General features: G+C 36.7%; 24 protein-coding genes. 7 read left to right on the top strand and 17 right to left on the bottom strand.

Going from position 1 to position 23,491, the window contains the following annotated elements:
- Positions 1-81: 81 nt before the first annotated feature.
- The 3 genes from IW16_RS20000 to pepE form a co-directional block, all read right to left on the bottom strand.
- The gene (locus IW16_RS20000) at positions 82-1,233 is read right to left on the bottom strand and encodes a sensor histidine kinase (RefSeq protein ID WP_034748742.1); all 1,152 of its coding nucleotides are present in this window, start codon (positions 1,231-1,233) and stop codon (positions 82-84) included.
- Between the two features lie 9 nt (positions 1,234-1,242).
- Complete coding sequence (gene dacB / locus IW16_RS19995) at positions 1,243-2,613, bottom strand: D-alanyl-D-alanine carboxypeptidase/D-alanyl-D-alanine endopeptidase (RefSeq protein WP_034748740.1); 1,371 nt, start codon at positions 2,611-2,613, stop codon at positions 1,243-1,245.
- 112 nt (positions 2,614-2,725) lie between these two features.
- Positions 2,726-3,418: a dipeptidase PepE gene (gene pepE / locus IW16_RS19990; RefSeq protein WP_034748737.1), complete on the bottom strand. Its 693-nt coding sequence runs from the start codon at positions 3,416-3,418 to the stop codon at positions 2,726-2,728.
- A 195-nt stretch (positions 3,419-3,613) separates the two neighbouring features.
- Here pepE and IW16_RS19985 point away from each other — a divergent pair, with 195 nt between their 5' ends.
- The gene (locus tag IW16_RS19985) at positions 3,614-4,177 is read left to right on the top strand and encodes a tetratricopeptide repeat protein (protein WP_034748734.1); all 564 of its coding nucleotides are present in this window, start codon (positions 3,614-3,616) and stop codon (positions 4,175-4,177) included.
- A 166-nt stretch (positions 4,178-4,343) separates the two neighbouring features.
- Here the strand turns inward: IW16_RS19985 and IW16_RS25850 are convergent, their stop codons facing one another.
- Positions 4,344-5,798, bottom strand: a complete 1,455-nt coding sequence (locus IW16_RS25850; protein WP_051890504.1) for a serine hydrolase — start codon at positions 5,796-5,798, stop codon at positions 4,344-4,346.
- A gap of 91 nt (positions 5,799-5,889) precedes the next feature.
- On the opposite strand from IW16_RS25850, the gene IW16_RS19975 reads away from it, so the two are divergent.
- The gene (locus IW16_RS19975) at positions 5,890-6,723 is read left to right on the top strand and encodes a helix-turn-helix domain-containing protein (RefSeq protein ID WP_034748731.1); all 834 of its coding nucleotides are present in this window, start codon (positions 5,890-5,892) and stop codon (positions 6,721-6,723) included.
- Between the two features lie 503 nt (positions 6,724-7,226).
- On the opposite strand, the gene IW16_RS19970 is transcribed toward IW16_RS19975, so the two are convergent.
- The 4 genes from IW16_RS19970 to IW16_RS19955 all read right to left on the bottom strand — a co-directional run bounded on the left by IW16_RS19970 (position 7,227) and on the right by IW16_RS19955 (position 10,112).
- A complete protein-coding gene (locus tag IW16_RS19970) occupies positions 7,227-7,637 on the bottom strand; it encodes a hypothetical protein (protein WP_034748728.1) in 411 nt (136 codons plus the stop codon).
- A gap of 1 nt (position 7,638) precedes the next feature.
- The gene (locus tag IW16_RS19965; protein WP_034748725.1) at positions 7,639-8,043 is read right to left on the bottom strand and encodes a hypothetical protein; all 405 of its coding nucleotides are present in this window, start codon (positions 8,041-8,043) and stop codon (positions 7,639-7,641) included.
- A 9-nt stretch (positions 8,044-8,052) separates the two neighbouring features.
- Positions 8,053-9,417 carry a hypothetical protein gene (locus tag IW16_RS19960; protein ID WP_131327944.1) on the bottom strand — a complete coding sequence of 455 codons (1,365 nt, stop codon included), beginning with the start codon at positions 9,415-9,417 and terminating at the stop codon, positions 8,053-8,055.
- A 173-nt stretch (positions 9,418-9,590) separates the two neighbouring features.
- On the bottom strand, positions 9,591-10,112 hold the full coding sequence (locus tag IW16_RS19955; RefSeq protein WP_034748720.1) for a hypothetical protein: 522 nt from the start codon (positions 10,110-10,112) through the stop codon (positions 9,591-9,593).
- A 655-nt stretch (positions 10,113-10,767) separates the two neighbouring features.
- Between IW16_RS19955 and IW16_RS19950 the strand changes: the two genes are divergently transcribed.
- Entirely contained in the window at positions 10,768-11,133 is a 366-nt protein-coding gene (locus tag IW16_RS19950; protein ID WP_034748718.1) for a helix-turn-helix transcriptional regulator, read from the top strand.
- Positions 11,134-11,264: 131 nt separating this feature from the next.
- On the opposite strand, the gene IW16_RS19945 is transcribed toward IW16_RS19950, so the two are convergent.
- The 3 genes from IW16_RS19945 to IW16_RS19935 all read right to left on the bottom strand — a co-directional run bounded on the left by IW16_RS19945 (position 11,265) and on the right by IW16_RS19935 (position 12,878).
- Complete coding sequence (locus IW16_RS19945; RefSeq protein ID WP_034748857.1) at positions 11,265-11,474, bottom strand: hypothetical protein; 210 nt, start codon at positions 11,472-11,474, stop codon at positions 11,265-11,267.
- 167 nt (positions 11,475-11,641) lie between these two features.
- On the bottom strand, positions 11,642-12,409 hold the full coding sequence (locus IW16_RS19940) for a hypothetical protein (protein ID WP_131327943.1): 768 nt from the start codon (positions 12,407-12,409) through the stop codon (positions 11,642-11,644).
- Positions 12,390-12,878: a YdeI/OmpD-associated family protein gene (locus IW16_RS19935; RefSeq protein ID WP_034748715.1), complete on the bottom strand. Its 489-nt coding sequence runs from the start codon at positions 12,876-12,878 to the stop codon at positions 12,390-12,392. Before IW16_RS19935 ends, IW16_RS19940 begins: the two co-directional genes overlap by 20 nt.
- A gap of 187 nt (positions 12,879-13,065) precedes the next feature.
- Between IW16_RS19935 and fsa the strand changes: the two genes are divergently transcribed.
- Positions 13,066-13,719 carry a fructose-6-phosphate aldolase gene (gene fsa, locus IW16_RS19930; RefSeq protein ID WP_034748712.1) on the top strand — a complete coding sequence of 218 codons (654 nt, stop codon included), beginning with the start codon at positions 13,066-13,068 and terminating at the stop codon, positions 13,717-13,719.
- A 55-nt stretch (positions 13,720-13,774) separates the two neighbouring features.
- Here the strand turns inward: fsa and IW16_RS19925 are convergent, their stop codons facing one another.
- The 5 genes from IW16_RS19925 to IW16_RS19905 form a co-directional block, all read right to left on the bottom strand.
- Positions 13,775-14,641, bottom strand: coding sequence for a GLPGLI family protein (locus IW16_RS19925; protein ID WP_034748707.1), 867 nt, complete (start codon positions 14,639-14,641; stop codon positions 13,775-13,777).
- Positions 14,642-14,668: 27 nt separating this feature from the next.
- On the bottom strand, positions 14,669-15,226 hold the full coding sequence (locus IW16_RS19920; protein ID WP_034748704.1) for a sugar O-acetyltransferase: 558 nt from the start codon (positions 15,224-15,226) through the stop codon (positions 14,669-14,671).
- Between the two features lie 96 nt (positions 15,227-15,322).
- On the bottom strand, positions 15,323-16,228 hold the full coding sequence (locus IW16_RS19915) for a GLPGLI family protein (protein ID WP_034748701.1): 906 nt from the start codon (positions 16,226-16,228) through the stop codon (positions 15,323-15,325).
- 63 nt (positions 16,229-16,291) lie between these two features.
- Positions 16,292-18,313 carry a M56 family metallopeptidase gene (locus tag IW16_RS19910; RefSeq protein ID WP_034748690.1) on the bottom strand — a complete coding sequence of 674 codons (2,022 nt, stop codon included), beginning with the start codon at positions 18,311-18,313 and terminating at the stop codon, positions 16,292-16,294.
- Positions 18,314-18,319: 6 nt separating this feature from the next.
- Complete coding sequence (locus IW16_RS19905; protein ID WP_034748855.1) at positions 18,320-18,685, bottom strand: BlaI/MecI/CopY family transcriptional regulator; 366 nt, start codon at positions 18,683-18,685, stop codon at positions 18,320-18,322.
- A 471-nt stretch (positions 18,686-19,156) separates the two neighbouring features.
- Here IW16_RS19905 and IW16_RS19900 point away from each other — a divergent pair, with 471 nt between their 5' ends.
- Positions 19,157-20,026, top strand: a complete 870-nt coding sequence (locus IW16_RS19900) for an ATP-grasp domain-containing protein (protein WP_034748687.1) — start codon at positions 19,157-19,159, stop codon at positions 20,024-20,026.
- Between the two features lie 322 nt (positions 20,027-20,348).
- Positions 20,349-20,930 carry a hypothetical protein gene (locus tag IW16_RS19895; protein ID WP_034748684.1) on the top strand — a complete coding sequence of 194 codons (582 nt, stop codon included), beginning with the start codon at positions 20,349-20,351 and terminating at the stop codon, positions 20,928-20,930.
- Between the two features lie 494 nt (positions 20,931-21,424).
- Here IW16_RS19895 and IW16_RS19890 read toward each other — a convergent pair whose 3' ends face one another.
- Entirely contained in the window at positions 21,425-21,883 is a 459-nt protein-coding gene (locus IW16_RS19890; protein WP_034748851.1) for a GNAT family N-acetyltransferase, read from the bottom strand.
- 88 nt (positions 21,884-21,971) lie between these two features.
- Here IW16_RS19890 and IW16_RS19885 point away from each other — a divergent pair, with 88 nt between their 5' ends.
- Positions 21,972-23,420: an aminotransferase-like domain-containing protein gene (locus IW16_RS19885; RefSeq protein ID WP_034748681.1), complete on the top strand. Its 1,449-nt coding sequence runs from the start codon at positions 21,972-21,974 to the stop codon at positions 23,418-23,420.
- The last annotated feature ends 71 nt before the right edge of the window (positions 23,421-23,491 follow it).

Raw genomic sequence — 23,491 nt, 5'->3', positions numbered from 1 at the left:
GGATGATTATTAAAAGTACTTTAACTTTTTTTAATATAGAATGTAAACAGGAAAATAAGTTTTGCCGTAAAGTATAAATTTTTACGCTTTTTTGATCGTTATTCTGAATGTCGTCCCCTTGCCTACTTCAGTCTGGGAAATTTTAATATCTCCGTTGTGGTATTCATGAATCACCCTTCTTGCCAGGGATAGCCCCAATCCCCAGCCTCTTTTCTTGGTTGAATACCCTGGCTTGAAAGCATTTCTTGCCTGCTGTTTGGTCATTCCGCTTCCGGAATCCTTTACTTCAATCAGAATATTTTTGTTTCTTTCAAAGACGTACATATGCAATACTCCTTCTCCTTTCATGGCATCCACGGCATTTTTGACCAGGTTCTCAATCACCCAGCTCATCAGGATTTTATTGTGGGGAACCAGGATTTTATAGGTGGGAAGATGAAGACTGAAATCTATTTTCTTTGAGATTCTTGTCTTCAGATAGTCATAATTTTCTGAAATCGTTTCATTAAAATTCAGATCGTTAAGCTCAGGAATCGATCCAATTTTTGAAAAACGTTCAGAAATCGTTCTCAGTCTTTCAATATCTCTTTCGATCTCGTGTATTCCTTCAGATTCGGGATTATCCATTTTCATTATTTCCATCCATCCAATCATGGAAGACAGAGGTGTTCCGATCTGGTGAGCCGTTTCTTTGGCCAGTCCGGCCCACAAATATCCTTCATCGGTTTTCTTGATTGTTCTTAAAAACCAGAATGAAAACAGGAAATAACACAAAATAAAAAAACCTAGTATATAAGGTGAATACCTCAAATTATTAAGGATCTGTGAATTGTCATAATACACAAACTGATTATTCCCGTCAGGCACTTTAATTTCAATCGGGGGATAGCTTTTTGCCATTTTTTTCGCCAGAAGAGTTACCAGGACCGGATCATTTTCAATTTCCTGAGGAATATTTTTGTGAACCATCGGCCGGTCTTCTCTATCCAGTACAACCATTGGGATCGTCGTATTGGAGCTGTATATTTTCAGAATCAGTTCCTGAACTTCCAGACTGGGAGTCACTTCCTGCTGAAACTTTAAAGCACTTACCAAAATATCTACCCGTTTGATTTCTTCTTTTCTTAGAAAATTGATAAGAATAGTTGAAGCGATCACAATCGTCACGACGACCAGGGTCATCAGCAAAAATATGATCCAGTTATTCAGTCTGGCAAGTATGGATTTTCTCAAAGCTGTTTTTTATTTTAAGACATTCAGAATTTTCTGCAGTTCTGTACTTCCGCTTCCCTGATAGTTATTAATGATGATTGAAAAAGTATATTTTTTACCATCTTTTGCGGTGTGGTATCCTGCAAAAGATTTGGTATCTCTCATAGTTCCGCTTTTCATTTTCATTCCGTTGTCCTGAACCGGAAATCCATCATAATAAGCATCAAACCAGTTTTGTTTTTTGGCATATAACAAGGCCTGAACTTCAGCTTTGGCAGCGACATAGTTTTGAGGAGAAAGTCCGCTGCCGTCCGCAAAATTGATCATGTTTGGATGTATACCTTTTGATTTCCAGAATTCCTTTAAATAAGCAACTCCACTCTTAAAGCTGGAATTTCCTTTTTTCTCTTTTCCTAAAGTTTTAATGATGGTTTCGCCATAAAGGTTTACACTTTTTCTGAGAAACCAATATACAATTTTATCCAAAGTCGGTGACTCATAGGTAAGAATTATATTTTTCGGTGCACCCGGCACCTGCTTTCCCTGCAATTCCAGTTGTGAGCCTGTAACGGCTTCTCCGGAAATTTCAATTCCCGCCTCTTTAAGCCATTTCTGAGCTTCGGTCCCTAACTGCAGGGGTGGATTGGGCAAAGCTCCGGAAACTGTAACGGTTTTCCCCGCTGGCAATGTTCCATTGATCAAAGCTACATCAGAATGCGGAGCCGTAAAAATAAGACTCTGATCTGAGCTTCCACCTGCTTTCAGGTCATTCAGCCATTTTATATTGTCGAGGGGATAAGAAAATCCTTTAAACTCGGTTCCGTTAATATTGATGTCAAACTGATTTTCTCTCCAGTTGACTCCCCACACCCCCGCTCCGTAATAGTTGCCGAGATCATCCCAGGGCCATCCGCCGGGAATGGTCTGGTGGTCAAAATAAGAATCGTCAATCACAAGATTACCCGAAACCTTCGTTATCCCTGAGTTTTTAAGCGCTTCAATGAATTTCTTTTTAAAACTTTCCGGCTTATACGCTTCATACCGCCAGCTTCCCAAAGTAGGATCACCGTTTGAACTTATGATAAGGTCTCCGTTCAGGATTCCTGATGACAGCTTTCCCGAATATCCTGCAGTGGTTGTATAAGTGTAATTTTTCCCTAATGTTTCAAGAGCTGCGGCAGCTGTAAATATTTTCTGCGTCGAAGCTGTGGAAAGACCTTTGCTTCCTTGATATTCATAGATAAAAGTTCCGTTTTCATCCGTAACATAGAATGATAAGCCGGATGAAATCGCTCCTGAAGAATCCATAAGATCTTTGGTGGCTTTATCCAGCTTCTGCGCAATGTTCTGGGCAGACAGCACCTGAACCGACAGTATCAGAACGGTAAGTGTTTTTTTCATTGATATGTTTTATAGATCTATACTTACAGATGCTTTATGAACCGCACTCGTAAAGCATCCGTTATTCAATTGATGATCAAATATAATAAAAATAAGAGCTTCTTTCCATGACCTAAAGAACGCTTCCCGCTTCTATTTCATAAGGCTCCTTATCTTTTTCAAAAATCCTTGTCTGTTCACTTCCTTCTACTGTAATGGCATCTCCAATTCTTCTGATCCAGTTTCCTTCACGAAGTCCAACTACTTTAAGATCATTCTGCGTCAGGAATTCTCTGATCCTGGTTTCTCTGGTTTCCCCGTTGTGCTTCAAATCCGGGTTTGGATCAAGATAGTGTGGATTAAGGTTGAACGGAACAAGGCCCATACAATCAAAACTTGGTGGATAGACAATAGGCATGTCGTTTGTGGTTTTCATATTCTGCCCCCCAATATTACTTCCGGCACTGCATCCCAGATAAGCTTTTCCGCTTTCTACATTTGTTTTAAGCAAAGACATCAAGCCCTCTTCATGTAGAGTTTTAACCAGTAAAAAGGTATTTCCTCCGCCTGTAAAGTATCCCTGAGCGCTATTTAAAGCTTCTGTTTTATTGTCAAATTCATGAAGACCTTTTACCGTAATGTTGATTGTTTCAAAAAAAGATCGGGCCTTCGCGGTATAATCGTCATGGGAAATTCCACCCGGTCTTGCAAAAGGAACGAAAATAATTTCATCAATTCCTTTATATAATTCTACTAATTCTTCTCTCAGGTATTCCAGATATTCTCCACCGAAAATTGTGGACGTTGAGGCTAATATGATATTCATAGAGGGAAATTATGTTGATTATTAAAAAATATTTCAATTACAAAGATAAACTCAAACACCAACGAATCAAAAATTAAGCTAAAAAAAAACACGTATCCGTTAATATTCTCTAAAAAAACTTAAAGCTTCTAAAATTTCAGTCTTTGTGGAATTATTATTGAACTTTAGAAGTTAGAATTTTAAAAATGTAAGATTATGAAAATGACTAAAATTAATATTAAAAACCTATTTTTAGGATTAATACTTGTAGGAAGTGCAGGTTTTGTAAATGCACAAACCACTCAAACAGACAGTACAACCAGTACATCAACTACTGCTTCAACCACTCAGGCAGTTGATACTTCGACTATAGAGGGCCTTAAAAAACAAATTGAGGCTAATCCAAAGGATACAGAATCATTAGCAAAATTGGCAGCGGCTTATCAGGAAGCGTCAGACTGGACCAATGCAGTGGATACATGGAAAAAGATATCCGTTTTGTTACCAGACTGGGCTCCATCATATTACAGCCAGGCCTATGCTTATCAGTCTGCTAAAGATGATGCCAATGCAAAAATTGCTTATGAAAAATATATTGCGACTGTAAAACCTGCGGAAGTAGAACAAAATAAGAAAAATCTGGCTTACGCCTATTTCTACCTGGCCTTTACAGAACAGAAAACAGATCCGGGTAAAGCCAAAGAGCACATTGCTAAATCTATCCAGTATGATCCTACCAATCAGGATGCTGTAAAACTTAGCAAAGCTTTAAATTCATAAAAGAAAATACAGTATAGAATTTATAACAGACTGCCCCAAAAGTATTTAACTTTTGGGGCAGTTTATTTTACTCGGTAGAATTATTCAGACTCTTTTGAAAGGAGATGGATAATCAAGCAAGATGTACCTTATTTATGATTGATCTGTGTAAACCTCAAAACCTCTTTCAGTTTGAAGCTTTTTTTAAAATTCTGATTTTTTCCTTTACCTCAGCATCATCCGGTTCCAGTTTGAGATATTGTTCAAAAACAGCAACAGCTTCACTATTATTTCCAGTAAGACGGTAACCTTCCGCAAGATTGTACAGTGCATTGGAAGATTTTGGGAAACTGCGTGCATTAAGCAGGAACAGTGATAAAGCCTCTTTATTTTTCATGTCAAAGAGGTTATGATATGCCCATCGCTCTATGATACCTTCACGCAGCTCTAATTTGTCTTTATTTTCTCCAGCCCTTTTGATCCCAGCATCTACACCATTTTTTACAGTGGCTTCAATAACACTTTTAGTGAAAAAATAATGGTCTGTTGCCGATGAACGGCCAAACATTTTTGATTTAATAAAGTTGCTGATTTCCCAATAATTCTCTACCTCTCCGTTGGTCAGGATGACGACTGTATAACCTAAGTCGGGACAGATCATAAGCTCGTCGGCAATGCCGAGGTGCCCTCCCGTGTGGCCAAAAATCATGTGCCCGTTTATCGTATCAGTACTCATCCCGTAAGCATAACTTCCCTTTTCATACCTTACCTTTCCTTTGATGTATCGTTCAGTATTTTCCTGATTAAGTAAACTGTTGGACACAACGGCATTGGCAAAACGGAGCAGATCTGCCGCAGTGGCATAGCTGCCCCCTGCCGGTCCTCCCTTTACGACATTAGCATAAGTGTTGTTTTTCCAACTGCCAGGATGTTCCTGAGACATGGTATAGCCAGTCGCAATGCGTGGCAGCACATCATCCAATTCCAAAGCGTCTGTATCATACATCTTTGCAGGAAGAAAGATATGTTGCTTTACATAATCAAAATAGGTCTTACCACTCACCTGTTCAATGATCTTTCCCAAGAGCGTATAGCCAGAATTGCTATATAAGTAACGTGTACCCGGTTTAAGAAGCAACGGTTTGTTCACAAACAAAGGTAAATAGTCATCGACGGTTTTGTATTTTTCCTTGGCTACCTTATCATACTCCTCCCAAAAGCTGCCCATACCGGATGTATGGGTAAGCAACTGATGTATGGTAACAGAATCTGCTACCGTACGGTTCATGTAGTTTGGTAAATAACGGCCCACTGTTGCATCCGTAGAGATTTTGTCTGCCTGTACCAATTGCATGACTGCCATTGCCGTGAACATTTTATCCAGAGAAGCCAGGTTAAAACGGGTATCCAGCCTGTTAGGAATACTGTCGGAAAGGTTAGCAAAACCGTAAGCTTTACTGAAAATCGCTTTACCATCCTTGGCAATAAGTACAACCCCGCTGAAATGGTCATTTTCTGCAAGCTTTTTAAGATGATTGGCAGCTGCATCAACCAGCGGATCTTTCGATTGCCCCATCAGTATAACCGGCTGCAATAAAGAGATCATTAATAAAGATACAATCAGTGAGTACGTATGTTTCATATTTTAAATTTGATGCAAAGAAAATGCATTGCACCGTTTATTAATTGTACGGATGTAAAGTAGATATTTTATTGTTAAATTAGCACCGGATATGGAGATTACTATTTATAAACCACTTTCACCATTATTAAAAGCCTATATTGACTGCTTTTATATACTCACTCGTCAGCCAGAAGAACTTCCGAATACTTACCTGACTTTTCCCAGCATGCATCATATAGTCTGTCTCTATGCTGATGCAGTAACCGAGATCAACAATGAACTGATATCAATCCATCATGAACCCAATGGAATACTGCAAAGTCGTATCGTTGGAAAATTCAGTAAGGCGGTTTGTGCCAGATACGAAGGCCCGATCAGCGAGATAACTACCTTATTCAAGCCACTGGCTGTTAATGCCTTTCTCCCTTCCCCCCTAAAAGATTTTGTCAATGGGCATTTCTCCGTTTTTAACCCTTATCCTGATTTTTTACCTGCTATGCGTAAGATTCAGGACATACCGATTCTTTCAGAAAAAGTGGAAGCGATGGAAGCCTACTGGATCAGCAAATATCAGGGATTTCAGCACCCTTTCCTTCCTGCCATACTGGATGAAATGACAAACAGTGAAGCTCAGGAGCGCAGCATTACAGCCATATGCAAGAGTCATGCTATATCCCGTCAGACATTACACCAGCATTTTGATCGTTACCTCTGCAAAACCCCTTCGGAATTCCGAAAAACAATCCGTTTCCGAAGAGCGATAAACACCCATCGTTTGGATATAGATCAACACTCACTCACTACTCTATCCTTACTGGCAGATTACTTCGACCAATCCCATATGATCCGGGATTTTAAAGAATTGACAGGATATACCCCCAAATATTTTTTCAACCGCATTTCCCATTTAGGCGATGGCTCAGTCAACTGGTTGTTCCTCTAAAGGATATTTTCAACGTATATATTCCTAAACCTTTGCATCTATAAAATTCTTCCATGATAAATACTATTGTTTTTATGTTTAAACGCAAAGCTTTATTTTGAGAACGTTCGGTTTTAAGGAAAGCAAAGAAGGCGACTCTGTCGTTGATTAAGCTGCTGCATAAAACGTGCGCTTCATCCAATCAATTATGGATTGATTTTCTCTTTGATTCCTAAACTATATCATTACTTAAATAAACCTGTGCGTCTATAAAATTCTTTCACGATAAATCTCCTTGTTTTATGTTCAAACGCAAAGCTTTTATTTTGAGAACGTTCGGTTTTAAAGAAAGCAAAGAAGGCGACTCTGTCGTTGATTAAGCGAATGAATAAAACATGGATTGATTCTCTCTTTATTTCCTACACGATACAATATTAGCAGCTTAGGGTGTCTAATTGCGCATTAATTTTAATACTAAAAAAAATGATAGTATCATTCTAAAGATTTTAAATATATTTTTCATCTTACCGATATACCATAATATCTTTTACTATTTTACTCCCATAAAATACTCTTTCTTCAGTAGTAAAATAGAAGTTATTTTTCTGCTCATAATATTTTGTTTGACTTCTAGGAATTTCTTCCTGCCATGTAATGCGTAATGTGATCGCATTGTGAAAGCTATAATCTATATTACAAAAATTAAAAATAGATTCTTTGGTAACATTCTTTTTACTAGTAACAGGAACGAACCATACCGTTTTTGGTTGTATCTTGGTCATTTGCCCTAATAAAAAAGAAAATGGTTTATTGACATATTGTGCCTTGTTAGCTTCAAATTGTTTTAAATAATTTAAAGTATCTAATTGTGCATTAATTTTAGTGCTGGTCAAAAATAACAAGACAATGCTAAAGATTTTACAGATATTTTTCATCTTACCGATATACCATAATATCTTTTACTATTTTACTCCCATAAAATACTCTTTCATCAGTAGTAAAATAGAAGTTATTTTTTTTCTGGTAATAATCTACCTGAGAATAAGGTATTTCTTCTTGCCAAGTGATTCGCATTGTAATAGTATTACTATAACCGAGGTCAGAGAATTTTAATCTGGATTCTCGAATGACTGATTTTTTATTGGTTACAGGAACAGGCCAAATCGTTTTTGGTTGTATTTGAGCCATGTTTCCTAATAAATATGACATGGGTTTATTTATGTATTGGGATTTATTATCCTCAAATTGCTTTAAGTAACTTAGGGTATCTAATTGTGCATTAATTTTAGTACTGGTCAAAAATAATATGGTAATGCTAAAGATTTTAAATATATTTTTCATTCTAAATTTTTATAAATTACAGTCAGTAGTTTGGTTGTAGCTAGTATTATGGGAATTACTTTTCTCTTTCACAAATATGGTTTTAAACTTTCCATCTGTGTCCTTTTTGCTTATTGCCATTCCTGTATCATATTTTGTCAATACATAAGCATTAGCTAGAACATATGCATTATCCAATGTTTTACCTTGTGAAACAAATGTATCTAATACATGCATAAAATCTTTTTCAATGGAACTGCCATTTATCCATCCGTTATCTTCCCCTATACTCGTAGCTAGTTTATAAATACTTATAAAGTTTTTAAGTTTTACAGGGTCGGTAATTACTAAACTATACTCTGCTCCCGTAGCTCCAAACACAAACATCAGGTTGTAATTTGGATTCGCTTGCTGGTTAGCCCCCATACCGTAGAAGTCTAAAGGAGAAAAACTGTCAAAACTATCCAATCCAGTATGCGTATGCACGCTTCCTGTAACAGTGAAATTAGGGTCTGTTGCAGGAAGACTTACAGTACTGCTTGTTCCTGTTTTAACATCACCTGTTTTCAAATTTCCATTTGCATCTTTTCCAAATACATAACCTTTTTCAGGTCCAGGATTGGTAATTCCGTTTGTGGCTATAGCTTTTTTATCATTAAACTCAGAGCTTTCCGAGATTACATTTGCTGCATTATTTCCGTCTTGAGCCTTTTCACAGGGATTTGTAGTCGGAGTATTTGGATTAGTATTTCCACCTCCACCTCCACCTTCACCGTTGGTATACTCACTAGGTCCACCATCCATATCATGTCCAATACCACCTCCATTATCCCATGGATCAGGCTGTATTAATTGTGGTTTCTTAACGATAATGATAACATCACCCACATCAGTGGGATTATTACTGTCGTTTTTGGAAACTGCCTTGCTATCATAGTACTCCTGAAATGTTTTAATAAGATAAGAACGGTCAGGGTGTCCCTCCTGATATGCATCAAAATACAGATAGTCTCTTTCAGAATTAATTATTCCACCTATAACAGCAGTAACCTTTCCATCGGTAAGCATCGGAAACATCAAAAGTTTCCTTCCATTGTCCAAATCCAAGTCCTGTGAGGATATTTTTAGGTCTACAGTTCCATATTTATTCTCAAGCTCTTTTTTCTTTTCTGGATAGTTTTTAAAGAATGCAAGCATAGAATTTCCGAAAGGAACTGCATAGTTGGGTGAAACATTTCGGGAAAGAGTTTGATCTTTTTCAAGACGTTCAAAAAAAGCAATTTTTTCTTTTTGGGTCTGTTCTGTAGTTATTATAATCTCATCCGTCCTACAGGAATTGAGAGAAAAGGAAACGGTCATCAGCAATAAAAGCCGAGTAACTAAATTTTTCATCATATGTGTTTGTTTTTATCAGTTTTAAATATATTATATTTTTTTAAAATTTTAATGTAATTCTATTTTGAGTGATGTATTGTATTGACTCATTGTTACTAATTATCATAAAATTTCTATTCACTATTCACTATTCATTATTCATTTTTAATTTTTAATTTTTAATTCTTCATTATTTATTTCGCTCTCCTCTCAAGAATAAGGTGCGCTGCATCCAGCATCTTAGTAAGATGAATATACGGACTCACCATATTTCTTTCCGGGACATGGTCGTAAATTCCCAGTGAGAAATAGATCATCCCGGACATAAAATAATCGAACTCTTCTATGCTGTATTCTTTGAATGCATTTTTAAAAACCAGTAGAGGGTTTTGGAATTCCTTCTCTGAAAGCAAGCCGGGAAGCAGTGCAGAATTATTTTGCAACGGAGTATTGGTAATCCCTTTCTTTTTCTTCAATGTGATAAGATATCCTGCACGGACCAACGACTGCATCGACTGACGAAAAAGAAGGATGACGGAAGGATCTTGTTTTATCCTGATATTCCTTTTGACAGCATAATTCATAATGCTGTTTAATCTTTCTTTAGAGGCTGCCAGATCATTGGACTGGAAGAATTTCTCCATCAGCTGCAACCCAGAAGGCTTCTTACCCACTGCCCAGTACGGGCACTGAAAGTCTGTTATGTTCTTTTTCATGAGTTTGTATTTTTATAATGTGATTCTGATTGTTTCTTCTTATGATTTATTGTTTTTACCGGATTGGGCATAATGGTTTATGCATCATGAAAAATCCACGATACGGGTATTTGCTGAACTTTATCTGATTCTTCTGTAGCTAAATACTTTTTGCTTTCTGCAATGCAATTTTACTGGCTGCAAAGGAGGAAGTCCGGCCTATGCGCAGACTTCCGCCCATACAAACCAAAAATTGGATATTAATAGAATTTGTGTTTTTCTGAAAGCCCAAAGGCCGCAATGGATTGTACACCCCCATTGTAACATACAAGATACTTTATGTTGTGAGCAAACTTAGAAAAAGGGAATTGTAGAAAAGCAGAACTTCATGAAAATAAAAACGGCATGGGACTCTACAATATCTGTAATAGAGGTACTGGTATACCGTGCAACAGATAAGGAGAACCCACGCCTAGGTCGTGAGCTTCCTACTTATCACCTTGTTGCTTTAAAAATTACCAGTTTTCTATTACAAGATTCTAAGCAATAGCTTCTATATTTCTTTGAAGTATCGCAAAGCTACTTTATTGTAGCTTATTTTACAAATGTAGTAAAAATAATTATTCGATACAAATTTGTATCGAATAATATTATTTAATATTTCAATTTTTACTATATGAAAGAATATAGTAATGAAGAAATTTATGCTTTAGGTTTACAGATTGGTTGTATAATCAGAGTTAAACGACTCAAGAAAAAACTATCACAAGAAGATTTGGGATTACTTGTAGGATCTAATAGTACTACAATTGGAAGAATCGAAAGATATAAAAACAGTTCTAACTGGGAACTTCTCATTAAAGTTAGCCAAGCATTAGAAATTGATTTTTATTCATTGTTTAAATTACAGTCTTTAAATGATGTTTTATTTTTAATTAAGGAGTGTTTTGATCTTGAAAATAAATTAACTAAACAAAAAGAGAAATATTACTCTGATCTTAATGAAGCAGTAAAAAATGCATTTGAAAAAATAAAATCCTGACTTTAATTTAGAATGTCTATTATATAGAGCTTTCTGGAAGTCCTCAGCCTCCTGACTTTGGACTATGTTTAAAGAAATTATTTTTGTTTGTTTTATATCATAGAATACACCGCATGACTTCGCAACACAGGTTATAGTTGAATAGGTTGATAAGACAATGCTTTTTCAACTATTTCTTCTGCGTCAAGATCTTCGTATTGCACAGAAAAAAACAAGTTACCGGCATTGGGATCCGGTACGTTATCCAAAAATCTCTGCAACATTTCATCATGCTCTTCCACGCTCTTCCCGGCAGCATTCATGATTTCTTTTGCCAATTGTATTAATTCATTTTTATTCATTCTCATTGAGTGTAACGGATACTTTATCTTTTCTTTTCTCCAGCTCTCAGACTTCGGGAAAATGGAGATTTAAGCAATAACAACAAAAAAAACATTTGCGTTTATATTGTCCTTCTTTTCAATAATGTCTGTACTTCATCTTCTGTTGGTCCAATGTATATAGGCATCTAGTTATCCTCCGTTATTACATTTTCTAACCATTGCCCGGCAAGTGTTTCTACATAATCAACGAATGTCGTTACACCATTAATGGTATAAAATGTGTATTCTGCCTGACCATTTAAAACCTCTACATTTTCAAAACTATGGTCGGAAGCAAAAAGGAAAACCTGTTTTGTATTGGGATCATAAAAAACCTCATTGCCGTTTGCTTCTACAGCAAAACAAATCAAATCTGTTGTGTCCATTTGTTTTACATTTTCATCTGTACAAACCTGCTCATACAAATCGTTCCAATCACCTAAACCTTTAGTGAGTTCTGATTTGATAAAAATAAAATTCTGATTATCTGTCAGCATTTCAGTTTCTGTATCAAAATGGTGATAGGTTTCGCTTATTCCCCCCATTTCGCCTAAGAGTAACTGGTGTTCAGATAACACATCAATTTCTGAATGAATGTGTTCAGCCTTGCACAGCCAACCGCATTTTAAACCTTCCCTGTCCGTCCAGGTATATAAATAATAGTTTGATTTTTTGTTTTTAGAGGTTACGATATCAACACTCAAAATGGAACCAGATTGCTGCAATAGTTGGTATAAAGTTGGAAATGTCCTGATAAATTCGGGACTAAAAGTTTTACTAATGACAGGTCTGATTTCAACGCTATCATTTTGTCCGATCAACCAACTTACCTCTTGTTTAAAATTTTCAAAATCATTTTGGGCCATTGTCTTTATATTTAATAGCAATTTATCTTTAATTAATTCTTTTTCCAAAAAAATCTGTTTCACCATGCAAATGGCGGATGATTTTCCCGATATTTCTTTCTATGCTGCTATCCGTTTTCAGATTATTGATGTATCGGATCAGTTCGTTTTTTCTTGATGGGATCAGATTTTCAAAATTCTTCGTGGCTACAGGACTGGCTTTAATAGCTTCATCCAGTTTTGGGTGAATGGAAATACTTCTGTCTGAAGCATCATATTCTATGGAAACCTCAATAGTCTCTCCTATTCTTTTGGGCGAATTTTTCAGCATGAGAAGATTGACATACAATCTCCATTCCCCTAAATACTTCATCAGGTTCTGCTTAAATTCCTTTCCGTTTACGGTGCCCTTTACAGGTATAGGACTTTTGTCTTTCCCTGCAGCAATGAAAATACCGTCCAGGATCTCATCGGGAACGAAAACAAAAGGATTGATGCCTATAATCTCCAGTACTGCTGTAAAACTATTGTCTTTCATGTCTAACAAAGTTAATATTTTACCGCGAAAAAGAGGCAGATTAAAAGATCATGAGCTTCCTTTAAGTTTTTCCCGCCACATCTAACATCTAACATCTAACATCTAACATCTAACATCTAACCAAAATTAAAATTTTCCACTCACAAAGGGATTCATTATCTTTGCAGGAATAAATCTATCAAACAAAATGAAATTTTTTATTGACACAGCGAATTTAGAGCAGATTAAAGAAGCAAGAGATCTTGGAATTTTAGATGGTGTAACGACCAACCCTTCTTTGATGGCAAAAGAAGGAATTCAGGGAAGCGAAGCGATCAAAAACCATTATAAAACGATCTGCGAACTTGTAGACGGAGACATTTCTGCAGAAGTACTTTCTACTACGTACGAAGAAATGATCAAAGAAGGTGATGAGCTGGCAGCGATCCACCCTAATATCGTGGTAAAGATCCCAATGATCAAAGACGGTATCAAGGCATTAAAATATTTCTCTGATAAAGGGATCAAAACGAACTGTACACTTATTTTCTCTGCTGGACAGGCACTTTTAGCTGCTAAAGCAGGGGCTAATTATGTTTCTCCTTTCTTAGGAAGACTGGATGATATCTCAACAGACGGATTAAATCTTATCCAGGAGATCAGATTGATTTTTGACAACTATATGTATGATACAGAAATCCTGGCTGCATCGATCCGTCATTCTATGCACATCATCGACTGTGCTAAAATCGGAGCAGATGTAATCACTTCTCCACTTCCTCCGATCTTGAGCTTATTAAAGCATCCTTTAACAGACAGCGGATTGGCTCAGTTTATCGCAGACTCTCAGAAATTAGCTTAACAGCTGAAATCATTCAGATATAAAAAATCCCGAAACTAAAGTTTCGGGATTTCTTTTATTCTAAAAGGTCAAATTCCAGGATATTGTTTTGCCTTTTGACGTTGTCTTTCATTTTCTTTTCCTGATCCCTTCTTGATTTTTCCGGATCTACAACTTTGCCTGAGTTGTCTCTTATCTCAATGATGGCTCCCTGGGCCATCAACTGCCTTTCACTTTTCATAGGATCATTGCGGTAATCTTTATAAGCTTTCTTATATTTGGTTTCATTGACGGTGATAAGCGGATTGTAGCGTTCTTTATCTTTAACGCTTTTCCACTCATAGCTATCCGGAAGTTTTTTAATTCCCTTCAGTTCAAATGTATGCGTGCGGCTGGTATCTTCCAGTTTAACAATTAATCCGGGAAGTCCATGAAATTTATAGGGTCCGTCCTGAATCGGAAGTTCTGTGGTAAACCAGGCTGTCCATTTTCTGCCTGCAAAATCACAGGTTGCCTTCTGTGACATAAAATCCCCTACTTTTTCTTTCTCAGGGAGGATCTTCCAGTTTTGAGTTCGCCCCTCCTGCACCATATATTCATCGGATGCAAGGGTTGTAAAAAAATTAACGGCATAATCGGGATAATTCTTTTCAACACTGTACCTTATTTTGCCTTTGAATTTAATTCCGGAAAGATTAATGTCCGTATTTCCTCCTTTTGCCTGCCTCTTGAAGGTGTCCCTCATCAAAGAATCAGATTCAAAATAATCTTTGCTGTAAAATTTTGATCCTTTGGGAGCAATATCCAAAACCATCATTTCGGTTTCGACCTTATCTTTGGCTGTGGAATCAATAACATATTTATATTCATACGTAAAGCGCTGGTTCTGCGCATAAAATAATATTCCTGACATCAGGAAAAATAAAAAAGCTGTTTTCTTCATATTAATAAATAATGGTGTAACTATTTTCTATTCAATATTTTTGACAACCTTGCAGGGATTTCCTACAGCAACACTATTGTCAGGAATATCTTTGGTAACCACGCTTCCTGCTCCTACCACCGCATTATTTCCAATAGAAACTCCCGGCAGAACCACAACATTGCCTCCCAGCCATACATTATCTCCCACTGTGATAGGGCGGGCATATTCAAGACCTTCATTTCTCTGTTTGGCATCCAAAGGATGTCCGGCAGTATAAAAGCTGCAATTGGGACCGATAAAAACATTGTCCCCAAACTCCACTTTCGCACAGTCTAAAATAGTCAAATTATGATTAGCATAAAAATTTTCACCGGTTTCGATATTATAACCGTAATCACACCAGAAAGAAGGCTCAATACAGATGTTTTCTTTTGTTTTTCCAATAATCTTTTTAATCAGCTTTTCTCTGTTTTGGCTATCCGAATTTTTCAGCTGATTATACTCCAGGCAGAGATCTTTACAGGCAATCCGTTCATTTATAAGTTCCCTGTCATAATTCGCATCATACAAAAGTCCCGCGGCGCATTTTTCCTTTTCTGTCATAATATTTAGCATTAAAGCTTTAAAATTAAAACAATAAAAATAAAAACAGGATAGTCATTAATAACCATCCTGTTCTCTATTAAAAAATTATGCAGACTACTTCGTCATATCCGGCTCGATCGGATTATTGTTTTTCTGAAGTGTTTCTTTTGTTCTCTTCTCCATTTCTTTGAATACCTGATTGGGATCTGAGAGCTCTTTTCCATCAGCAGTTTTCATTTTAAATGCCACTTTGGTATTTGAATCCCCTCCGCTTTTCATCATCATTTCTCTCATATTTTTGGTAGGATCATTCACATAGGCTTTCCATACTTTTTTGTACTGGTCTTTCGTGATTTCGAGTTCTTTTCCGCCCATCCCCAATATCCGTACATTGTCCGGAAGCTGCATTTCTTTGTCCTGTGCAGGACCGTCTATTTTTTTATTTCCTACAAGGGTCATGATATGTGAACCTGTTGCGTCTTCTATTTTTACGATCAGTCCCGGAAGACCATAGAATTTATACGGTCCGTCCTGAAAAGGAATATCTGATGAAAACCAGGCCGTCCATTCTCTTCCGCCATAACTTGTTGTTGCTTTCTGCGTATTATATTCCCCGATCTTCTGTTTGTCCGGAAGAATCTTCCATTCCGGTTTTTTATCTTCCTTTATTTTATATTTATCTGTACTGATGTTTGTAAAAAGATACGTTTTAAAATCAGGATAGTCTTTAGTGATCTTATAAGAAACCTGGCCCGGCCGGTCTCTTCTGTTTACGCTGATGTTTCCGCTGCCGGAATTGATTTGTTTTTCCAGCTCTGCTCTTGACGTGGAATCTGCAACAAATTTGTCGTGACTGTAGTATGCAGAACCGTTTTTATTAATGTCCAGAAGCATCATTTCCTTCTTCACTTCTTCTTTATTGTTAGAATCCGGAATGAATTTGTATTCATAAAAAAACCTGTTAGTCTGGGCTCCTGCGAGAATTCCCACAAGTAAAAAGAATAAAACTTTAGTTTTCATAGTTTGATTTTAATGATAAAAAAAGCTTTGTCAATTTAAAATTGACAAAGCTTAATGGTACTTTTATTTCTTTGTCTGAATTCTCATTTCACTGCGTTTAAAACTCAGTCCATTTTCTTTATTAATGGTAATGCTTGCAATCTTTTCAGGTTTAAGCGTTTCAAATTCTTCTTTCGTGGCAGCCCTTCCATCAATGAAAATTTTTGCATCATCAAAACTGCTCAATTTCAATCTTTTAATGCCATTCATTGAAATTCCGGCAGCATCTTTTTTGATAAAATCAGCTTGCACCTCCATCACTTTTGGTACCCCTCCATATTTTTCTGAATTTGTATTTTTATATACATACATCCTGGAGTCGCCTTTTAGAAGCATACTATGTTCTGCTTCAAGTCTTATTTTTTCCCCTGCCTGTCTTGCTTTTTCACCCTCCAGTCGGGCTCTTTCACCTGCTATCCGGGCTTTCTCGCCTGCTGCTCTGCCAACCTCCCCTGCCTTCATGGCTTCTATCCGGGCATTTTCTCCTGCAATTCTTCCGATCTCACCAGCCTTCATTCCCTCAATTCTGGCTCTTTCGCCGGCTATTCTTGCAGCCTGCCCCTGAATTCTGGCTTCTTCTCCCATAATTCTGGCTTTCTCACTCATCTTCATGGCTTCAGCTCTGGCCTTTTCAGCTTTTTTTCTGGCTTCCTTACCTTCTTTCATGGCCTTTCGGACTTCTTTTTCTGTTGGTGGGGCCCAGTTCTGATAGCCATTATCGTTGAGCCTCATAACTCTTACTCCATAGGCATTCGGAGGGGTATTGGGAAGTTCTGAAAAATCAATATTCAGATCAGACAGATCAGGAAGTTCCACACCAAGGTTCTCAAGGGCTTTAGTTTTGTTTTTCCATTCGTCTGATTTGAAAAAATCATTGATTCTTTTTGCTTCGGAAGTGGAACGTGACATCGCTATTTTAAAATCATCAGAACTGGTAATTGTTCCCAATTCCCCTGAAAGTTCACTGATTTCATCAATTTTCTGTTGAAATTCTTTACTTTCAGGCTTTAAAGTTTTTAAAACCTTACTTTTTTCTTCAATCTTCTTCCCAAGCTCTGCAATTTGTTTCTCATTGACAGATTTAGGTTCTATAGCTTCGTTTATTTCAGATTTCTCAACTTTTACGGTATCTTTTTTGATCTGAGAAACAGCTTCTTCAATGGCTATATTTGTTTCATTAATCTCCTTATTCTTTGCGTTTACCATATAGGCAAAGGCTACTGAAAATAAAACCGGCAATGCGAAAATTCTACGCGCATATCCGAATTGGGTCTTTGGTTTTTGTAACATTTTGAGTCGTTTTTTTAGATTTGAACTTAGAAACGGACTGGTGGCAGGCAACTGTGTTCCGGAAAAGTGGCTTGCTAAAAGCATCTGCGCAAATGCTTTGGTGTCCGATTGCTTGACGGCCTTTTTGTCCGCCAGGTATTCGTGGATGAGACTGATCTCTTTTTTAATGATATGAAAAAATGGATTGAACCAGAAAACAGAAGTAATGATCTCAATAAATATCTTATCGAAAGAGTGTTTCTGCTCAATATGAACCATTTCATGTTTTAAAATCTGTTCTCCTACCTCAGAATTCAATGTGATGGTATTTTTCCAGAAGAGATTTTTAAAGTATGAAAACGGTGCTTCGGTAAGGTCTGTACGGTAGAAATTGATTCCGTCAAAACTTTCTTTCTGAAACTGTTTCTTAAGTTTTCGGATCTTGAGAATCCCGAACACCAACTTCCCTAAAAAATAGAGAGAAACCAGTCCCAGAGCTGAAAAAATAATCCTAAAATGAATGTAGCCATTGTCTATATTTTTATCTGTATTAAAATTCTGTATTTTATTAAGAAGCAAATACACATCGCTATTCACTTCCACTGTAAAATCATCTACCCTGATGAGGGGCAGCAGCAGCGATATCACCATTGAACCCAGAAGATAAAATCTGTTGTAATGATGAAATGTCTTGTCTTTTAAAGACAACTGATAGTACAAAAACATTACACCAGAACTTATCACCACTTTTCCAAAGTACAAAAGAACCGTTTCCATAGTATATTAGTTTTTCTTTTTGAGTTCGTCAAGAAGCATTTCAAGGTCTTCCACGCTCATTTCATTTTTTTCTACCAGAAAAGAAACCGCACTTTTATAAGAACCTTTAAAATAATTTTTCACCAGACTTTTCATGGTCTTCCCCGAATACTGCTCTTTGGTCACCAACGGGAAGTATTCATGCTGTCTTCCGTATACATTATAGTCTACGAATTCTTTATCCTTCAATACCTTCAAAATGGTAGAAACAGTATTCGTATGGGGCTTCGGTTCCGGAAACAAGTCCAGAACATCCTTCAGAAATCCTTTTTCCAGTTTCCATAAATACTGCATCACCTGTTCTTCTGCTTTCGTTAAATTCTGAATTTTCATATCCTTTTCTTTATCATTATAGTGACATACCATTGTAATAGAATTTCATATCACTAATAAATTAGTTATACAAATGTAGAAATAAATCTGAACCATACAACTATTTTTTTAGTGATAGAGATTAGAAAACAAATAACCCACTGAAAATCAAATAATTAAATTTACTTAAAATATGTTAAATTTTTAATTCAATGTATTAGAAGGTGGTTAATTAGCAGAAAATGTTCACATTAAATTGAGAATTTTTAAAATTTAGCCCGGAATGATACAATGTATATATTCTTTTCTGTCTTATGGGAAACAATTTAAAGGACAAACTGTATCTGCTTAAATAAGCCAAACTGTAGCTGTGCACATTGATGATGTTTGTTGAAATTTGTATGTACTGAAGTTCAATATCGAGAACATCTATGAATGTATGCTGCATAGATAAAGAACTGAAACCATAAAATTAATAAAAAAGACCACACAATGAAAATTGCATTAGTTAGTTACAAAAAACAGGAAAAGTTTGCTCAAGGGGTTACCAACGATGAAGATACAGAGCTTTTAAATTTTTTGACAGGAAAGGGATTGGATGTTGTGCCTGTCATTTGGAATGATAACCATGTAGACTGGAGCACCTTTAATGTTGCTGTCATTAAATCTCCCTGGGACTATCATAATCACCTGACTGAGTTTTTGACTTGGCTGAATACACTTGAAAAATTAAGCATCAAAGTATTAAACCCTGTAGAGATTATCCAATGGAACAGCCATAAAAAATATCTTAGGGATATTGCCCAAAACGGACTTCCTGTCATTGCCGCTGAATTCCTTGATAAAGGTTCCGACTTTGACAGTCGTTTCTTTGAGCTGTTTGGTACAGATAAACTGGTGGTGAAACCTTGTGTAAGTGCCGGGGCTCAAAATACGTTAACGGTAGATAAAAACAACCTAAAAGAACGTACGGAAGAAATTCAACAGCTTTTAAAAACAGAAGATTATATTGTTCAGCCTTTTGTAGAAGAAATAAAAAATGGAGAATGGTCTTTTCTGTTCTTCAATAGTCAATACAGCCATTGTTCACTGAAGACCCCTAAAAAGGATGATTTCAGAGTACAGCACTATCATGGTGGCAGTATCAGTTATCCAACTCCAGATCCTCTGCATATAGAACAGGCCGGAGCCTACTTAAAAACGCTGCCCCAATCCACTCTCTATGCAAGAGTAGACGGAGTACTCATCAACAATTCGTTTACCTTAATGGAACTGGAATTGATAGAGCCGTATTTATTCCTTAATGGTGACCGCAATTTACTGGAAAACTATTACCGGGCACTCATGGTTTTGATTTCATAGATGTTTTTCAAATGAAGTTCAGGATATTTGAAACCGATTAAAGCTGAATTTAGCTACAGGCAATTGATAATTTAGAATTTAATCCAAGTGATCACCTTTCAGTCTCAAAAAAGCCTTCAGAAGGATAACAAAAGGAAACATCAGTTGTTCACGATCATCAGTAATTCAGTTTAAAAATACTATCAATAAAGATCCTGTACCCATCATTTTTACAATAATGAACTCATAACATTATAGAATTGTTAAAATTTATTAAATAAAATTAAAATGAATTTGTTTAAAGTGAGAAAATATATTTATTTTAGTGCTTTAAAAATTTCTCATGAAAAGATATAATTTACTGATTGTACTATTACTGCTTATTTTTAACGTGACTACGGCTCAAAAGAAGAATTCTCCAGCTGCCGATCTTAGTATCTTAAAGGAAACGAAAACAAAGATCGAAAATACGGTTCCACTGGTGCTTAAACACCTGCAGACTATAGCCGATAAAGAAGGTGACAACAACATTGTTACTAACGGAAAGGTCGCTTTGGGAAAAGAGTACGGTATTTTAGAATCTGAATGGTTCCTGTACAGAAACAATATGAAGAACTGTATTCTTAATAATTCTTCCAAAAAAGCCAGAAAATGTATGGACTACCATACTCAATATCTGAGAAATACATTGATCAACTATGGTAATTATATCTCAAACCTTACAAGAAAGAACGGATATCTTGGTGTGGAAGGTGACACAAAATTTGATTTTAAACCGGCTGATATCACGACAAAACTAGGCGAAGCTTACTCCAATGCCAATGATGCGGCAGGAAGAATGAAAATGGATCAGAAAAAAGACTTTTTGGGACAGACAATGTCTGATGACAACAAACTGACTCCTTTCGCTCAATTGCCTCAATAATTTTAATCTAAACTATAATGAATCCCGCTTTTTTAAAGTGGGATTTTTATTTTAAAGGAGCTATTACTCTTTCAATGTTCTGCTAAATCCATGCTACAATTTTAATAAAAAAGAGAACCACAGATGCAGTTCTCTTATAAGTTAGAAGTATAGAGGATAAATTATTTAAGATATACAATTGAAAAAGATCCCCGCCGGGAAAGCAATTATGTATTAATCATAAAAACATTCGGGAAAAAGTAGAAAATGAGGCGGAGATCCTTAAACATAAATAAACTCCAGGCCAGTCTCCCGGCCAATAAGAGTATTACAAAAGTAATGTTCATATCTAACCCGCTGAAAAAAAAACTGTAGAATTAAATCGTATACCATGTAGAAGTAATACTACTTTTGAGACAATATATTGCTTTGATGATCAAGTGCCCTTTCCACAAAATAAAGAGACAGCCTTCGATAATACAGCTCCATAACTCTCCTCGCTGAACTTCTAAATTCTAATTTTCAGGCTCCAGCCACCAGTGATAATAATTGTGAAGCCCATCGTACTCAAAGCCGCATCTCGGATACAGGGCATTTCCAATATCGTTGGTTTTTTCTGTTTCAAGCATCAGTCCACAGGCACCTGTTTCTTTGCACCACTGTTTGCTTCTGTCTATCAGCCCTACAGAAATTCCCTTCCCTCTGTAATCCGGATGAACAAATAGATCACTTAAAAGCCATTGCTTCTGCAATTTGGTATAATGGAATAATTTATAGAGCTGTACAAAGCCTACTTCTTTCCCGTCAGCAAAAGCCAGAAATATATCTGACTCATTGTTCAGAAACCTTTCTTTAAGGAATGCTTTTCCTTTTTCCAGATCCGATTCCTGGCGGTAAAAAATACGGTAAAGATTAAATAATTCTGCAGCTTCATTCAGATCTTCAAGACCTGCTTTTTTAATAGTGTAATTCATTTCTGTCATTTTTTTTATTAACAGCACAAAAGTATTTTTAAATAGGACTACATTTGTACTCCAGATATTAAACAACCGGTAGTCCAGTATGCTTCCATTCGAACACCTTATCTTCATCAATAAAGAAAATAAAATTCCTGTCTACAGACAGATCGCCCACTCCATTATCATGGCCATCAGAAATGGTGTATTAAAACCGGGTTATCATCTTCCAGGGACCCGTGAACTTTCAAAAACTTTAGAAATACACCGCAAAACAGTTGTTGCGGCCTATGATGAATTGCACGCACAGGACTGGATCACGATCATTCCAAGAAAATACACCGCAGTATCCAACCGTATTCCCATATTAAAGCCTCAACAATGGAATGCTGCTAATGATCTGCCTTCTTATGAAAATAATTTCAGCCTTCCGTTTAGAAGTATTGGTGAAAATATACAAAAACCATTCACCGGACTTCTTCCAGAAATCATCATAGATGACGGACATCCGGACGTAAGAATCTCCCCCATTGACGAGCTGCTGAAGACCTATCGCTCCTACACATCCAAAAGACACACCATCAAAAATGCCAATACAGGGACAGGACAGGGCACTTTGAAACTTAGGGAAGAACTGGCGAAGTATCTTTCCGAAACAAGAGGTCTAACGATCAGTACAGACAATCTTCTGATCACCCATGGAGCACAAATGAGTATCTATCTTGCTGCACAGCTTATTCTGGGCCCGGATTCTCATGTTATTGTGGGATCCCCAAATTATCCGGCAGCCAATGCTGCATTTCTGCAAACCCAGGCGATGCTTACAGAAGTTCCGGTAGATGAAAACGGCATAGATACTGACGCCATTGAAATAATCTGCAGAAAGAAAAAAATCAATGCTGTATATGTCATTCCCCATCATCATTATCCGACAACCGTCACTCTCAGCCCGGCAAGAAGAATGAAGCTGCAGGAGCTGTCGATTACCTATTCTTTTGCTATTATAGAAGATGATTATGACTATGATTATCATTATACTTCTTCACCATATCTTCCTCTGGCGGGAAGCAGACACAATGGAAACATCATTTATATCGGATCTTTTTCCAAAATTCTGGACCCTTCTCTCAGGATTGGTTTTATGGTAGCACCCAAAAATTTCATTGATCAGTGTACCGCATTACGAACAATAGTTGACGTAGGAGGTGACGGATATATGCAAAATGCCTTAGCCTTTCTGATCAGGGAAGGAGAGCTAAAACGTCATCTTAAGAAAGCTAAAAAAATATACCATCAGCGCAGGGACTTTCTGGATATTCTATTAAAAGAAAAATTAAGCCCTTACATTTCTTATGTTCTGCCATCTGGCGGAATGGCTTTCTGGATCAGATTATCCCCTGAATATCCCATTTGCCGATTCACAAAAATTCCGAAATTAAACATTTTAAGAACGGATGAAAAACTGAATGCTTTCCGGTTTGGATTTGCTTCAATGGACGAGAAAGAATTGGAAACCACAGTAGATTTTTTGAAAAGAGAACTGGAAGGAATGTGATTTTCAAATGTTTTCAATTCAAAAAATAGCGGATACGATCTGTTTCGGATTTTATATATCCCGCTAAACCG

Origin of the sequence: Chryseobacterium vrystaatense, from assembly GCF_000737765.1 — a bacterium.
GTDB classification, from domain to species: Bacteria; Bacteroidota; Bacteroidia; order Flavobacteriales; family Weeksellaceae; genus Chryseobacterium; species Chryseobacterium vrystaatense.
This window is presented reverse-complemented; position numbering and strand designations above follow the sequence as displayed.

Excerpts from the sequence above, each read along its gene's own strand:
- IW16_RS25850 (WP_051890504.1), bottom strand. The coding sequence starts at position 5,798 with ATGAAACATACGTACTCACTGATTGTATCTTTATTAATGATCTCTTTA.
- IW16_RS19945 (WP_034748857.1), bottom strand. The coding sequence starts at position 11,474 with ATGAATAAAAATGAATTAATACAATTGGCAAAAGAAATCATGAATGCT.
- IW16_RS19890 (WP_034748851.1), bottom strand. The coding sequence starts at position 21,883 with ATGAATTACACTATTAAAAAAGCAGGTCTTGAAGATCTGAATGAAGCT.
- IW16_RS19910 (WP_034748690.1), bottom strand. The coding sequence starts at position 18,313 with ATGGAAACGGTTCTTTTGTACTTTGGAAAAGTGGTGATAAGTTCTGGT.
- IW16_RS19905 (WP_034748855.1), bottom strand. The coding sequence starts at position 18,685 with ATGAAAATTCAGAATTTAACGAAAGCAGAAGAACAGGTGATGCAGTAT.
- IW16_RS19960 (WP_131327944.1), bottom strand. The coding sequence starts at position 9,417 with ATGATGAAAAATTTAGTTACTCGGCTTTTATTGCTGATGACCGTTTCC.
- IW16_RS19900 (WP_034748687.1), top strand. The coding sequence starts at position 19,157 with ATGAAAATTGCATTAGTTAGTTACAAAAAACAGGAAAAGTTTGCTCAA.
- IW16_RS19965 (WP_034748725.1), bottom strand. The coding sequence starts at position 8,043 with ATGAAAAATATATTTAAAATCTTTAGCATTACCATATTATTTTTGACC.
- IW16_RS19955 (WP_034748720.1), bottom strand. The coding sequence starts at position 10,112 with ATGAAAAAGAACATAACAGACTTTCAGTGCCCGTACTGGGCAGTGGGT.
- IW16_RS19920 (WP_034748704.1), bottom strand. The coding sequence starts at position 15,226 with ATGACAGAAAAGGAAAAATGCGCCGCGGGACTTTTGTATGATGCGAAT.
- IW16_RS19935 (WP_034748715.1), bottom strand. The coding sequence starts at position 12,878 with ATGAAAGACAATAGTTTTACAGCAGTACTGGAGATTATAGGCATCAAT.
- IW16_RS19895 (WP_034748684.1), top strand. The coding sequence starts at position 20,349 with ATGAAAAGATATAATTTACTGATTGTACTATTACTGCTTATTTTTAAC.
- IW16_RS19985 (WP_034748734.1), top strand. The coding sequence starts at position 3,614 with ATGAAAATGACTAAAATTAATATTAAAAACCTATTTTTAGGATTAATA.
- fsa (WP_034748712.1), top strand. The coding sequence starts at position 13,066 with ATGAAATTTTTTATTGACACAGCGAATTTAGAGCAGATTAAAGAAGCA.
- IW16_RS19925 (WP_034748707.1), bottom strand. The coding sequence starts at position 14,641 with ATGAAGAAAACAGCTTTTTTATTTTTCCTGATGTCAGGAATATTATTT.
- dacB (WP_034748740.1), bottom strand. The coding sequence starts at position 2,613 with ATGAAAAAAACACTTACCGTTCTGATACTGTCGGTTCAGGTGCTGTCT.
- IW16_RS19975 (WP_034748731.1), top strand. The coding sequence starts at position 5,890 with ATGGAGATTACTATTTATAAACCACTTTCACCATTATTAAAAGCCTAT.
- IW16_RS19970 (WP_034748728.1), bottom strand. The coding sequence starts at position 7,637 with ATGAAAAATATCTGTAAAATCTTTAGCATTGTCTTGTTATTTTTGACC.
- IW16_RS19885 (WP_034748681.1), top strand. The coding sequence starts at position 21,972 with ATGCTTCCATTCGAACACCTTATCTTCATCAATAAAGAAAATAAAATT.
- IW16_RS19950 (WP_034748718.1), top strand. The coding sequence starts at position 10,768 with ATGAAAGAATATAGTAATGAAGAAATTTATGCTTTAGGTTTACAGATT.
- IW16_RS19915 (WP_034748701.1), bottom strand. The coding sequence starts at position 16,228 with ATGAAAACTAAAGTTTTATTCTTTTTACTTGTGGGAATTCTCGCAGGA.
- pepE (WP_034748737.1), bottom strand. The coding sequence starts at position 3,418 with ATGAATATCATATTAGCCTCAACGTCCACAATTTTCGGTGGAGAATAT.